General features: G+C 62.2%; 12 protein-coding genes. 7 read left to right on the top strand and 5 right to left on the bottom strand.

Features of this window, described 5'->3' with window-relative positions; genetic code table 11:
- Positions 1 to 101 precede the first annotated feature (101 nt).
- Both FJ964_RS20235 and FJ964_RS20240 read right to left on the bottom strand, forming a co-directional pair.
- A complete protein-coding gene (locus FJ964_RS20235; protein ID WP_140552036.1) occupies positions 102 to 821 on the bottom strand; it encodes a gamma-glutamylcyclotransferase in 720 nt (239 codons plus the stop codon).
- A 276-nt stretch (positions 822 to 1,097) separates the two neighbouring features.
- Entirely contained in the window at positions 1,098 to 3,164 is a 2,067-nt protein-coding gene (locus FJ964_RS20240) for an acyltransferase family protein (RefSeq protein ID WP_140552037.1), read from the bottom strand.
- A gap of 148 nt (positions 3,165 to 3,312) precedes the next feature.
- On the opposite strand from FJ964_RS20240, the gene FJ964_RS20245 reads away from it, so the two are divergent.
- From FJ964_RS20245 to FJ964_RS20255, 3 genes are all read left to right on the top strand, one after another.
- Positions 3,313 to 4,005 (top strand): DUF2270 domain-containing protein, encoded by a 693-nt coding sequence (locus tag FJ964_RS20245; protein WP_140552038.1) that lies wholly within the window; start codon positions 3,313 to 3,315, stop codon positions 4,003 to 4,005.
- 166 nt (positions 4,006 to 4,171) lie between these two features.
- The gene (locus FJ964_RS20250; RefSeq protein ID WP_140552039.1) at positions 4,172 to 5,470 is read left to right on the top strand and encodes a DUF763 domain-containing protein; all 1,299 of its coding nucleotides are present in this window, start codon (positions 4,172 to 4,174) and stop codon (positions 5,468 to 5,470) included.
- Between the two features lie 250 nt (positions 5,471 to 5,720).
- A complete protein-coding gene (locus FJ964_RS20255; protein ID WP_140552175.1) occupies positions 5,721 to 7,928 on the top strand; it encodes a cation:proton antiporter in 2,208 nt (735 codons plus the stop codon).
- A gap of 9 nt (positions 7,929 to 7,937) precedes the next feature.
- Here the strand turns inward: FJ964_RS20255 and FJ964_RS31045 are convergent, their stop codons facing one another.
- On the bottom strand, positions 7,938 to 8,081 hold the full coding sequence (locus FJ964_RS31045; RefSeq protein ID WP_181172547.1) for a hypothetical protein: 144 nt from the start codon (positions 8,079 to 8,081) through the stop codon (positions 7,938 to 7,940).
- A 200-nt stretch (positions 8,082 to 8,281) separates the two neighbouring features.
- Positions 8,282 to 9,115: a class I SAM-dependent methyltransferase gene (locus FJ964_RS20260; protein ID WP_224713309.1), complete on the bottom strand. Its 834-nt coding sequence runs from the start codon at positions 9,113 to 9,115 to the stop codon at positions 8,282 to 8,284.
- A 469-nt stretch (positions 9,116 to 9,584) separates the two neighbouring features.
- Here FJ964_RS20260 and FJ964_RS20265 point away from each other — a divergent pair, with 469 nt between their 5' ends.
- The 4 genes from FJ964_RS20265 to FJ964_RS20280 all read left to right on the top strand — a co-directional run bounded on the left by FJ964_RS20265 (position 9,585) and on the right by FJ964_RS20280 (position 12,451).
- A complete protein-coding gene (locus FJ964_RS20265; RefSeq protein ID WP_224713308.1) occupies positions 9,585 to 9,914 on the top strand; it encodes a hypothetical protein in 330 nt (109 codons plus the stop codon).
- 509 nt (positions 9,915 to 10,423) lie between these two features.
- The gene (locus tag FJ964_RS20270; RefSeq protein ID WP_140552040.1) at positions 10,424 to 11,473 is read left to right on the top strand and encodes a GNAT family N-acetyltransferase; all 1,050 of its coding nucleotides are present in this window, start codon (positions 10,424 to 10,426) and stop codon (positions 11,471 to 11,473) included.
- Positions 11,451 to 11,870 carry a hypothetical protein gene (locus tag FJ964_RS20275; RefSeq protein WP_140552041.1) on the top strand — a complete coding sequence of 140 codons (420 nt, stop codon included), beginning with the start codon at positions 11,451 to 11,453 and terminating at the stop codon, positions 11,868 to 11,870. The genes FJ964_RS20270 and FJ964_RS20275 overlap by 23 nt, the downstream gene beginning before the upstream one ends.
- Positions 11,870 to 12,451 (top strand): AAA family ATPase, encoded by a 582-nt coding sequence (locus tag FJ964_RS20280; RefSeq protein ID WP_140552042.1) that lies wholly within the window; start codon positions 11,870 to 11,872, stop codon positions 12,449 to 12,451. The genes FJ964_RS20275 and FJ964_RS20280 overlap by 1 nt, the downstream gene beginning before the upstream one ends.
- Here the strand turns inward: FJ964_RS20280 and FJ964_RS20285 are convergent.
- Positions 12,426 to 12,929 (bottom strand): GNAT family N-acetyltransferase, encoded by a 504-nt coding sequence (locus FJ964_RS20285; RefSeq protein ID WP_140552043.1) that lies wholly within the window; start codon positions 12,927 to 12,929, stop codon positions 12,426 to 12,428. The two genes, FJ964_RS20280 and FJ964_RS20285, sit on opposite strands and share 26 nt — an antisense overlap.
- Positions 12,930 to 12,956 lie beyond the last annotated feature (27 nt).

Here is a 12,956-nt window from a genome sequence, read left to right on the forward strand (position 1 = left end):
TGGACGTATAACCACCGGGATATGTATTCGTCAAGCGAAGATTTGGAGGGGGAAAAGCGTCCGGAATCTTCCGGGTCGCGCTGCGCTGGGAACGCCGATCGCTAAACCGTGGCGTGGACGCGGTTGATCTCCTCGGCCACCAGCGCCTGCAACTGCCACAGGTTGCGATCGCGAATGCCGCAGGCATCGAGGTGGCGGATGGTCTCGAACAGATATTGCGCGCCCGAGCCCCAATGGCCAGCGGCCCGGGCCAGCGTCGACGCGACCGCCCGTTTGTCGAGCCTGCCGACATAGCGCGCATTGGCGGGATCGACGACGAAGCCGAGCGCGCGGCACATGCCGCCCTCCGTCCTGACCCGCAGCCAGCGCGGCACGTTGACGGCGGGCAGGATGGTCATCTCGCGGCGCAGCAGCGCCTCGAGATTGTCGGCGACCGGCTCCGCGATCTCGAACACCATGCCCTGGCATTGGCCACCACGGTCGAGCGCCATCATCAGGCCTGGCTGCTCGATCGTGCCGCGAAACCGCTGCACGGTGAAGCAGAAGGAGCGGTGCCAGCCGGTCGCCACCGCGCGCTCGCCTCCCCTCACCTCGCCCGCCGGCTTCCACAGCAGCGAGCCATAGGCGAACAGTTTCAGCGGCCCGGCCGGCGCATCGGCCAGGATTTCGTCGCTGAAACGCGCATAGTCGGCGTCGGTCATGTAGACCATGCCCGGCGTCGGCCCGGCATCCTCGACCGCGCGCAAGGTGCGGGCGACCAGCGCCTCCGTCAGCGCCATCGCCGCTTTGAGTGGCGGCGCGGTGGGGATCGGTTTGTTCATGTTCGCATCTCGGCCGTCACCGACATCTTGCCGAAGGCGCAGGGATTCTCAAGGGGCGGCGCCGACATCGCCGATGCCGAAATGCTTCCGACATGCCAAACCCACCAACTCAATATCTCAGCCGGCTCAACTAAACCCTTGAAGGAGGCCGCTGCCATGACACCGTATACATGCTCGCCAATGAGCAGATCCCTCACGATGTCGCTCGGCGTTCTATTTGAACGGCCTGTTAATCGCACAGTTGGGATCCGCCAGCCACCAAACGCAACTGGATGTTCAGGGATTGGTCGTCGCCGGCGACCGACGAGCCGTTGACAGCAAGGGGACATACAGAGAGGCCAGGCTCCTCGCCATGGTTGCGGTGATGTGATCGGCATCCTTGTAGATCGGCAGCCCGTTTTGAACCGAGTCGCAGTGGCCATTGCTGCAGAACGCCGGAAGCGGATCGACAATGGCAGCGCCGTATTTTGCGGCAAGACGCGTCAAGATCGCGCGCGAGAGCGCTTGCCGCTTCGCGACATAATCCCATGGCGGGGCCACATCCGTGGAACGTCCTGCTATCATCGCCCTGGCGACGGCTTCCGGCATATAATGTCCCATCTCCGGGACGTCCATGACCAAAACGACCTTGGTACCTTGTTGCGCCAACTCCCCCATCAGGCGGTCGAGCGTTTCGACGACCGAGGCGGATTTGTCTTCAAGCGGCGGCGGCACCGACGGATCGAAATAAACGCCCTGGTTCGGCAGTTCGGAATCGTGCACGTATTTGGGCCAGTAGGCCAGCAGGAAGACGAGCGGGATGTGCCTGGACGCGATCAGATCGCGCACTGCTCCATTGAAATCGCCACACTGTTCGGTATGGCCACGCCGCGTCAACTGAACGCCCGGCAAAGGCGGACATGAAGCATGTCCTGCAAAGAGACCAGCAACGCCGGTCCGGGTGGCGGCTGCATCGATGGCCGGAGCCATTGCGCCGGCGTGGGAGTCTCCCCACACGAGGAAGGCGGGATTGTTCGAATGCTCGATGCCGAGCGGGCAGAGCTTGCCTGCGCGTATGTCGGCCGGCGTCGGTCCCGTTGCATCGAAATCGGCGAAACAGGGCGGCACGCTGAACCGGCTTTCATCGTAGGTCGCGGCGTAGACCTTGCGAACATCGACAGGAACACGGGATGGAACGCCCTTGTCGCGGATCACATCGGTTCCAAAGCCGACGGCCACAGCAACCATCAGGGCCGCTCCGGCAAACAACGAACGCCGGCCGACCCAGGCATTGCTGCCGCGGAAGGGCCGTTCGATAAACCGCCACGAAAAAACGGCGATTGCGAGCGACGTCAGGACGATCAGGCTGCCGTGAAGCACGGAAAATTCACGGTCGGCCATCGCCCTGCTGAACACGATGACGGGCCAATGCCACAGATAGAGCGAGTAGGAGATCAAGCCTATGAACACAACCGGCTTCGATCGCAGGATGTGGCTGACCGGCCCTTGCTCGTCGCGTGCATGGATCACCAGCGCGGCGCCGAGGCAGGGCAGCAGTGCCGCCGGGCCGGGAAAGAGAGTGTGATCGTTGAATCCGAACACGGCTAAGGCGATCAGCAAAATGCCGCCGGCTGCCAAGCCTGCCCGCATGGGCGGCCGCGTCGGCGTCGGTATCGCGCCGAAGGCAAGCAGCGCGCCAACGAGCAGTTCCCAGGCGCGAAACTCCAGGAGATAGAACGCCGCGACCGGCGAACGGAAGACCGTCCATGCGCTCGCCACAAACGAGACGGTCAGTAACCCGACCAGGATGGACACCGTGTGTCGCCGCGCGAACCGGTTGATTGCGACCAGCAGCAGCGGAAACAGAATGTAGAACTGCTCCTCGACTGCAAGCGACCATGTGTGCATCAGCGGCTTCATCTGCGCACCGACATCGAAGTAGCCGCTTTCCTTCTCGAACTCGATATTCGATGTGAACAAGGCTGCGGCTTTCAGGCTGCGGGCGAAGTATTCCAGTTCGGTGGGCATCAGCAGGAACCATGCGGCTATCGACGAAGCCGCCAGAACTGCAAAGAGCGCCGGAAAGATCCGTCGGATGCGACGCTCGTAAAAACGCAGCAAGCTGAAATCACCGCAAGTGATCTCCCTCGAAATCAGCGACGCCATGAGAAAGCCGGAGATGACGAAGAACACGTCGACGCCGACGAAGCCGCCACCAAAACCCGGAATGCCGGTGTGGTACAGCACCACCGGAACGATCGCCAAGGCACGCAGCCCGTCAATATCCGCGCGATAGGCAAGTCCGGCTTGTCCATGCCCGCGAATTGAAGCCTGGGCGACTGGACGCCTGACAACGAGATTCAAACATATTCTCCGAAATAGTGCCGTTGGCCTGGCCTTTTATTGGCGCAGTATGTCTTCAGCGAGGCAATCCAGGCCGCTGCCGAACCCCAGGCCGCCGTCGGCGGAACGAGATCGCCTTCGACACGTTTCATTGGGTTGGGAGGGAACTATGAACGATGCGCCGGCAACGCCCGTCGGCAGGACGCTTTCGCCTGGCGAAATGGTCACCGTGATGTCGCATTTCCATCGCGCCGAGATTGCGCGCATGGCGGGATGGCGCGACCGCATCGACAGGACCAGCAACTGGGCGATCACCGTTGTCGCCGCGATGCTGTCGGTGTCGCTGTCGACGGCCAGCGCCCATCACGGCGTGCTCCTGTTCGCCATGCTGCTGGTGCTGCTGTTGCTGTGGATCGAGGCGCGGCGCTACCGCTTCTTCGACGTCTACCGCGCCCGCGTACGCCAGTTCGAGCGCCACTATTTCGCGCAGATCTTCTCGCCGCAGCCGGACTTCGCCTCGGACTGGCTGCTGATCGTCGGAGAAAGCCTGCGCACGCCGAAATTCCTGGTCTCGCAGCGGGTGGCGCTGGCACGCCGTCTGCGCCGCAACTACATCCACATGATGCTGATACTGCTGCTCGCCTGGATCCTCAAACTGTCGACGCCCAGCCTGCTCGACCAGGCCGCGCCGGTCGGTTTCGTCGGCACATTGCGCGAGGCCGTCAACGCCGCCGCCCTGGGTCCCGTGCCCGGCGTGGCCATCGTCACGCTGGTCGCGATCCTCTATGCCGGTCTGCTGGCGGCCGCCTTACTGACGCCCGACGACAATGGCGAACTCTCCTTCGGCGACGTGCATGTCTAGCGCCAGCCGACGTATGAAAACCCTTTTTGAACAATCGGGTAGTGCGCCATTCTGATTCAAGATGCGAACCGTGGTCTACGTGACTCTTGGAAAATGGCAGCATGGATGCCATCTAGATGCGCAGAGAGCCGGTTCTCGAGCGGCCGGCCACGGAGCATCGAAACAAGTGACGCAGCGAAGCGGCAGCGCCGACCTGCCGCTGCATGGCGGACGGGTCCCGAAATGGCTGGGCGACCGCATGACGCGGCTCGGCGCCGTACTGTGCGAGGCGATCATCCACCATTACGGCCGCGACGAGCTGCTGCGCCGGCTGGCGCATCCCTTCTGGTTCCAGTCCTTCGGTGCGGTGATGGGCATGGACTGGCATTCGTCCGGCATCACCACCAGCGTCATCGGGGCGCTGAAGCGCGGGCTGACGCCGCTGTCGGGCGAGCTCGGCATCCATGTCTGCGGCGGCCGCGGCGCCCATTCGCGCAAGACGCCGCATGAGCTGGAAATGATCGGCGAACGCGTCGGCTTCGACGGGGCGGCGCTTGCCACCGCCAGCCGCCTGGTCGCCAAGGTCGACAGCGCCGCCGTGCAGGACGGTTTCGACCTCTATCTGCATGGCTTCATCGTCACCGACGACAGCCGCTGGGTGGTCGTCCAGCAAGGCATGAACGGCGACAGGAGGCAGGCGCGCCGCTACCACTGGCTGTCGGAAGGCTTGAGGAGTTTCGTCGACCAGCCGCACGCGGCGATCGAGGGCGAGCGGCAGGGCGAGATCATCAACCTCACCGACCATCGCGCCGAGGCTTCGCGCAGCGGCCAGCTCGACGTTCTGCGCCAGCTCGGTCCCGACCGGATCGTGCGTGAATTCGCCGCCATCGAGCCCATGGCGGACGAGCCTTCGGCAAAGCGCGAGAGCGCACAGCCAATGCTGCCCAATCTGGTCATGCCGGCGCACCATGACGTGCGCGAAAGCGACATCGTCATGCGCCGGCTGCACGGCAACATCTCCGCCGCCATCGAGAGCGGCCCGGCGGATTTTCCCGAATTGCTGCTGGTGCCGGGCGTCGGCGCCCGCACCGTGCGGGCGCTGGCGATGGTGGCGGAGGTGGTGCATGGCGCGCCGTGCCGCTTTTCCGACCCGGCGCGCTTCTCGCTGGCGCATGGCGGCAAGGACCGGCATCCCTTCCCGGTGCCGCTGAAGGTCTATGACGAGACCATCGCCGTCATGAAGTCGGCGGTCAGCAAGGCGAAGCTCGGCCGCGAGGAGGAGCTTGCCGCCTTGCAGCGGCTCGACGGCCAGGCGCGGCGGCTGGAGCGCTACGTCACCGGCCCGAGCCTGAAGGAGATCGTCGCCGGCGAGTTCGATCAGTCGCACCTGCTCGGCGGCCGCAGCGTCTTCGGCCCGGAGCCGCCGCCCGCCCCGGCGTCGCTGGCGCAGCCCTTTCCAGCAGCCGGTCCGAAGCGGTCGGGCTAGGATGTGTCGCGCAACCTTGCGCAGCCTTGCACGTTTATAGCAGCGATGCGTGCGGACCTGATCCGATCCTGCCGGAACAGGCCAGCCCGCATCCTGCCGAACGGGAACAGTGTTCCGGAAATCATCTGTTGAGGGCTGGATGGACCGGCAGCGCCTGCAAACGACATCTCTCCTGGCCGTCTTGACCATTGCCGCGAGCGCCTTGGCGCACCCCGTCTGGGCCGCGCAGGCGAACGGCCATGCCGCGGGCATGGGCGGCTCGGCGGAGGGCCTGTTCGTCGCCGAGATCGTGCTTCTGCTTCTGGTCGGGCGTGGCCTGGGCGAAATCTTCCAGCGCTACGGCCAGCCGGCGATCATGGGCCAGTTGATCGGCGGCATCCTGCTTGGGCCTTCGCTGTTCGGCTGGCTCTGGCCCGGTGCGCAGCAGCTGATCTTCTCGACCGACCCGGCGCAGAAGAGCATGATCGAGGCGGTCTCCCAGCTCGGTGTCCTGCTGCTTCTGCTGCTCACCGGCATGGAGACGGACCTGCGCCTGGTGCGTCGGGTGGGCGCGGCGTGTTTTTCGATCTCGGTCACCGGCATCCTCGTGCCCTTTGCCTGCGGTTTCGCGCTGGCGCAAGTCCTGCCCGACACGCTGCTGCCAAACCCCGGCGAGCGCGTCGTCGCCGGGCTTTTCCTCGGCACGGCCCTGTCGATCTCCTCGGTCAAGATCGTCGCCATGGTGGTGCGCGAGATGAACTTCATGCGCCGCAACCTCGGCCAGGTCATCATCTCCTCGGCCATCATCGAGGACACGATCGGCTGGCTGATCATCGCCGTCACCTTCGGCATCGCCACCAATGGCAGCCTGCAAATCGTGCCCTTGGTGGTAACGGTGGCCGAAGTGGCGCTGTTCATGGTGTTCTCCTTCACCATCGGCCGCCGGCTGGTGTTCACGCTGATCCGCTGGAGCAACGATTCCTTCCGCAGCGAATACGCCGTCATATCGGTCATCCTGATCATCATGGGCGTTATGGCGCTGATCACCAACCTGATCGGCGTCCACACCGTGCTCGGCGCTTTCGTCGCCGGCATATTGGTCGGCGAATCGCCGATCCTCTCCAGCCACATCGAGAGTCAGCTGCGCGGCGTCATCACGGCGCTTTTCATGCCGATCTTCTTCGGCATGGCGGGCCTTTCGGCCGACCTCACCGTGCTCGTCGATCCAACCCTGGCGCTGCTGACGCTGCTGCTGGTCGTCATCGCCAGCATCGGCAAGTTCGGCGGCGCCTTCATCGGCGGCCGGTTCGCCGGCATGACGCTGAAAGAGGCGACCGCCGTCGGCAGCGCCATGAACGCGCGCGGCTCGACGGAGGTGATCGTCGCCTCGATCGGCCTGTCGATGAACATCCTCTCCCACAACCTGTTCACCATGATCGTCACCATGGCGGTCATCACCACGCTCGCCATGCCGCCGATGCTGCGCTGGGCGCTTGGACGCTTGCCGGTCGGCGATGCCGAAAAGCAGCGCGTCGACCGCGAGCTGCTCGACGAGCGCGGCTTCGTCTCCAAGCTGGAACGGCTGCTGCTGCTGGTCGACGACAGCCCGGTCGGCAAGCTGGCCGCGCATCTCGCCGGGCTTGTCGGCGGCGGCAGCGGCATGCCGACCACGCTTCTCCACCTGCCCGATGGCAAGATCGCCGGCCCGGCCGGCACCAAGGGGCCGGAACGCGCCTCGAAGGAGGTCAAGCGCGGCGCGCAAAAGAGCGCCAGGGCCGTCAGCAAGGCCGAGGACACGCCGGTCGACAAGGTGCACCTGATCGCCCGCACCGAGCCCCAGGCCACCGCCGAGACGATCGCCGAGGAAGCCCGCAAGGGCTACGGCCTGCTGCTGGTCGGGCTGGAGAATGCGCTGACCGCCAAGGGCTCGTTCACCGAAGCGCTCAACGACATGACCAGCGGCTTCGACGGCCCGCTATGCCTGGTGCTGAACGGCGCCAGATCCGCCGGAAAGATGCCGATGCTGAAAGCCGGCGCGACCATACTGGTCCCGGTCAACGGCACGGAAGTCTCGCGCCGCGCCGTCGATCTCGCGCTCGCCCTGGCGCGGCCGCACCGGGCGCGGGTCAAGGCCCTCTATGTCTCGCAGGCCAGGAAAGGCAGCCGGTCGAGCTCGGTCTCGCACCGCCGCGAGGAGGCGGTGCTCAAGGATGTCGTCGATCTCGCCGACCGCTATGGCGTCGCCGTCGACACCGCGATCCGCGCCCGCGCCACGCCCGACAAAGCGATCGCCAGGGAAGTGGCCAAGGGTGCCGCGATGGTCGTCATGGGCGTCGCGCAACGGCCGGGCGAAGAACTGTTCTTCGGCGACACAGCGACCGCGGTGCTGGCCGCCGTCGCCTGCCCGGTCGTGCTACTGGCCAGCGACCGCATCCGCGCCGAAGCGAGGGCCGAGATCGCCGCCGAAACCGGCGCCTGATGGCGGAGCCTAAAGGCCGAAGAACTGCCTGCCGATCAGGTAGCCGAGCGCCACCACGGCCAGCGGGAACAAGGCCGGCGCGACCTTGCCGAAGACAGAGCTTTGCTGTTCCTTTGGCGGCACGTAGCGTGCATTGCCGAGATTCTTGGTCATTGCGTACCCCCGCGCGAACCAGTTCATTAGCAGATGCTTATTAACAGCACGGCCGAATTAACGGTTCGCGAAGAAATTCGCTCGAAAGCCGGCCATTTGAGCGGAGGGCTGGCGAATGCGCCTTGGCTCAACCTCGATCTCGGAAGCGGGTTTGCCTGCGGCCTCGCGCAGCGCCACGCTTCGGCCGTCGCGGCGAAGCGCTAAATCCGGCAAACCGCCGTGACGAAGAACTCGCGGTAGCAGAAGTCCGGATCGTCGAGCAGGCGATCCGGGCGCTCCTTCAGGTCCCGCCAATAGGCCTGGTCGGCGTCAGGCAGGGCGTAACCCGGCGCGACGCTGGCAAAATAGGCCAGCAGGTCGCGAACATAGTCGCGCGTGAAGCGAGGCGCGGGCGCCCAGCGCTCGACCAGCCAGCCCTTGCGGCTGACGATCTCCAGGCCAGCCTGCCGCAGGCGCGCCGGAAGCGTCGAACCGCAATCGGTGCCGAGCACGCCCCGCTCGCGAAACCCCTGCAGCCTGGCCGCCATGAAGCGCGCCAGCAGCGCCCGGTCCATGGGCAGGATCTGCAGGATGGTCGAATCGAAATCCTTGACCGCGAAGATGCCGCCCGGCTTCAAGACGCGCCTGGCCTCGCCGACGGCAAGCTCGAACTCGGCCGGTGTCAGATACTGCATGACATTGCCGGACCAGACGCAATCGAACGATGCGTCGGCGAATGGCAGCGACAGGATGCTGCCGACATGCGTGGCAATCTCCGGCGGCTCGGACAGCGTGCCCGCGAGCGCCTTGACCCGGGCGATGTTTTCGGGCGCGAGGTCGAGCGCGGCGATGAAGCCGGAGGGGCCGACGGCGCTCGCGATGAGCGGCAGGAAGCCGCCGCTGCCGCAACCGGCATCGAGCACGCGCCAGCCCGGGCGGATGCCGGCATCGAGCAAGGCCGCCTCATATTCGGGCCGCGACGATTCGAAATGAAGATCGAGCCACCCGGCCTCGCTCGCTTCGTGGCCGGTCGACGTTTGGTTCCTGGCAGACAAATGATTACCCCCCAATGGCCTAGCACGGATAGAAGCGCACCGAGCGGCATCACGCAATGGCCTGCGAATTTGGGTGGACCCAATGCGGGTGATTGCTCCTCGTCAGTTGAAGGCTGGAGGGACAGGATGCGGCGCAAGTCGGCCACAACGACATTGATTGCCCAAAAGCAGGCATTCTAATGCGGCATCGCGTTGTACGCGTTGCGTTACAAGCGGTCCGCAGTCTGAACCGGCAACTCGCACGGCCCAAATCCTCATCCACCGCCATCAGGCGGACCCATAGCCAAGAAGGTCGAGCCGGGCCATATCATCGACTGCTGGAAACGCGCCGGCTGACCACGGCTACAGACAAGCCCTCCCAGATTCGGCTAGAGTTTCGCTGGACACCAGGCGGAGGGGAGCATCGGGATGGGCAAAGCCAGTTCAACACCGGCCGGGCAGCCCAGGCCGCTCGCCGAGATCGCCAGCTATGACGCGGGCACGCGGCCTGGAAGCGATCCCCAGCGACACGGCAAGGGCCGCTGTGGAGGGCGCCGACATTGTGGTGACGACGGTGGCCCTGGTTCCCGAACCCGAACGGTTCCTCGACGCGAACTGGCTGAAACCGGGAAGCTTCACCGCCATCACCGACCGCGCACTGCCCTGGCTGCCCGAAACCATGCGCCGCTTCGGCCGCATCGTTGTCGACGACCTCGAACAGGAGAAAAGATGCCCAAACCGATGGTCGACCCGCGCTGGTCGCCGGCGACCTAACAGGCCTGGTCTGCGGCGACTTTGTGGGGCGACAGAGCACGGGTGAGACCACCGCGTTCGTGTTCCGGGGATGGCCGTGGGGGAATTAGCGGTGGCGGGGTTGGCTTAAGTGCGCGCGGGACGCGGGGGTGGTTGGGGCGTAGGGCAAGGTCGGGGACGGCCGCGAGGTCGGCGCGCTGGAAGCGCCTGACCCGCCACCAGCGGGTGCCGAAAGGGGCCACATGGCCCAGCGCCTGAAGCACGCTCGCGAAGCTGGCGGAGAAGGACGCGGTGCTGGTCGGCCAGGCGGAGCTGCTGCGCTCGGTGCTGAAAGGTGTGGCGGGGGATACGATCTTGGCGGGGCAGGCGCGAGATTGAAGAGGGGATTGGCGCGATCACGGCGACGTTGAGGGCGAGGCAGATGTTCTTGCTGTGAGGTTGGAAGGCATGGGTGTTGGCCTGAGCCCTTCAACCGACCATCGATGGCAAAACGCCAATCGGCATTGACAGAATCAGTCAAGATCGATTCAAGATTATAAGTCGAATGATAGTGGAGACGTATCGGCTGGAGGGGGCATGTCGAGACGTTTGCGACTTACCAAATTTCAGGATCTGTCAATTGACGATCCGTTCTTCGATAGCCTGAAGGCGGGTTATGCTGAATTTGCCGATTGGTTTCTCAGCAAAGCTAGCGAAGAACTATACGTCGTTGATGACGGTGCAGAACTCAGTGGAATGATCTACCTAAAGCGGGAGGACGGCGCTGTAAGTGACGTCGAGCCTCCGCTGCCGGTGAAGGCCTGGCTCAAAGTTGGCACGCTCAAGATAGTCCCAAGAGGCACGAAGCTCGGCGAAAGGGTCATCAAGAAGATTTTCGACACAGCACTCGATAGAGGGGCTGAGGGGATTTACGTTACAATTTTTGAAGTGCATGACAGTCTAATCGAGCTCTTTGAACGCTATGGCTTTCAGCAGACCGCAACGAAGACAACTCGAAACGGAACCGAACTTGTTCTGACACGATCTCTAACAGATCTTTCGGGCCACCCCGTTAGGGACTACCCCTTTATTCATACCGCTGGCCAATCGTACTGGCTCTTAGCGATTTACCCTGAGTATCATACGCGCTTACTTCCAGATTCGATCTTGCGAAACGAATCGCGAGAAATTGTCCAAGACGTTTCACACACAAACACGATTCACAAAGTTTATATATCTGGCCTTTCTCTTCAAAGGATGTCACCAGGAGACGTGGTGGTATTTTATCGAACTACTGACAGACCAGGCCATGCCCATTATCGGTCTGTGGTAACATCGATTTGTATAGTAGAGGAGGTAAAAACAAAACGCGACTTCGCCGATATCGACGATTTTCTAAATTACACCAAACCGAGAAGTGTTTTTAGCGAGGAAGAACTGCGAGATCAATTCAGAACTCGGCACCGGCTGAGTGTGGCTAAAATGACCTATAATGCGGCCTTCAATCGGAGGACGACCCGAGGCCGCCTCATTGAGGAGGACATATTGTCCGTTCAACCCAGATGGGATTTGCGCGCCCTGACCTTAGGTCAGCTCACACACATTCTCGCTGCCGGAGAAGTAAATGCGCGTCTTATTGTCGATTAAACCTGTGCACGTCGCAAATATCTTAAACGGAATTAAGATTTTTGAGTTTCGCCGGAGAATTTTTTCACGAAGAGACATAAATACAGTTCTAATTTACTCAACAAAGCCTGTTGGGCGGTTTGTCGCTGAATTCGATATTGCCGATATAATCGAAGATGATCCGGAACACTTGTGGATGTCAACAAAGAATGGGTCCGGAATTACCAAGGGATACTTTGACGCTTATTTCGCCGGCCGAGAGAAAGCATATGCGCTTAGAATTGGAGAACTGCGCATCTTTAGCGAGCCCATTATCCCTGCTGATGTTATTGAAGAATTCACACCCCCGCAATCTTACATGTATATTGCCGGGAGAGGAGAGGACATTCGGCGTCAGCAACAGCTTCGGTTGCTCTAATGGAACGTGCCGCCTTGATCATGGTATTCGGTATTTCAGGGGTGGGCAAAACGACAGCCTGTTTAGGCTATGTGAGCACCCACCCCAACTATCTGTACGATCGCGCTAGCGCAATCCTTCAGAAAGCCCACGGAATTCCTGTTGAAGCGCTACGCACCGGAGCCGCATCTGCGGTAATTGAAAACCAAGCCGCCCTTCCACCGGTCGTAGAGGCACTTCGGAAAGCCGACCCAAGCCGAACGATACTTCTTGATTCCCATGCGGTGATAGACAACGACACCGTCTTCGTGGAAGTGCCGCTTGATATTATAATGGCCCTTGAGCCTGACGGCTTTATCTTGCTCGAGGCCGCTCCGGCGACGATCAAACGACGTAGGGAGGAGGCACCTCGCCCTCGCCCCCAGCGTTCAGTCGCACAGATTGGCGATGAGGCTCGGGCAGAACGAGCAGCAGTCGCTTCTTATGCTAAGGCACTTGGTAAGCCCTTAATAATGGACGCCGTTACTGGGCCTCAATATGATTTGCGACCCGCGATTGACCGTCTTAGTGAGCAGATCAATGCCCAACTGAGTCAGAAGTAGTAAATTCATTATAACCCAACTCCACCGATCTAGGCAAGTAAAGACCGTGATTTTTGGAAGTTAAATCAAAGCCATAATAGTCAAAAATCCGCTCGAAGAGCGGGAGCTTTTCGCTACTTACTGTTAAATGCGGCTTATCGTCGTCAAGCCACATCAGAAGCCTGTCGAAAATACGAACCCCGATGCCTTTTCCGGCGTGGGAAGGCGCTATTCGGACGGTACAAATCTTTCGCTCGTTATCTTCCTTTTTTGCAATACCGAGCCCCACTAGATCGCCGTCGCGTTCGATGCGAAGGAGAGTCCGAGACCCAACGCGCAAACCGGGTACGACCTTTGTTGCAAACCATCGATCGATGCCTGGATAATCGTTCGACAGCGGAAGAAGAAAGCGCAAGGCCTCGGCTTCTGATGGCAACAGGATGATGCCGGCCCTTTCGGCTTGGTAGGAATGCTCAAGAGGTATCGTCTGCGTCATCATCGTTCGCTTCCTACACGTTTTGCCGCG

The sequence above is a fragment of the Mesorhizobium sp. B2-3-2 genome (assembly GCF_006442295.1).
Taxonomy (GTDB): domain Bacteria; phylum Pseudomonadota; class Alphaproteobacteria; order Rhizobiales; family Rhizobiaceae; genus Mesorhizobium.

Excerpts from the sequence above, each read along its gene's own strand:
- FJ964_RS20235 (WP_140552036.1), bottom strand. The coding sequence starts at position 821 with ATGAACAAACCGATCCCCACCGCGCCGCCACTCAAAGCGGCGATGGCG.
- FJ964_RS20245 (WP_140552038.1), top strand. The coding sequence starts at position 3,313 with ATGAACGATGCGCCGGCAACGCCCGTCGGCAGGACGCTTTCGCCTGGC.
- FJ964_RS20255 (WP_140552175.1), top strand. The coding sequence starts at position 5,721 with ATGGGCGGCTCGGCGGAGGGCCTGTTCGTCGCCGAGATCGTGCTTCTG.
- FJ964_RS31045 (WP_181172547.1), bottom strand. The coding sequence starts at position 8,081 with ATGACCAAGAATCTCGGCAATGCACGCTACGTGCCGCCAAAGGAACAG.
- FJ964_RS20265 (WP_224713308.1), top strand. The coding sequence starts at position 9,585 with ATGACGCGGGCACGCGGCCTGGAAGCGATCCCCAGCGACACGGCAAGG.
- FJ964_RS20270 (WP_140552040.1), top strand. The coding sequence starts at position 10,424 with ATGTCGAGACGTTTGCGACTTACCAAATTTCAGGATCTGTCAATTGAC.
- FJ964_RS20275 (WP_140552041.1), top strand. The coding sequence starts at position 11,451 with ATGCGCGTCTTATTGTCGATTAAACCTGTGCACGTCGCAAATATCTTA.
- FJ964_RS20280 (WP_140552042.1), top strand. The coding sequence starts at position 11,870 with ATGGAACGTGCCGCCTTGATCATGGTATTCGGTATTTCAGGGGTGGGC.
- FJ964_RS20285 (WP_140552043.1), bottom strand. The coding sequence starts at position 12,929 with ATGATGACGCAGACGATACCTCTTGAGCATTCCTACCAAGCCGAAAGG.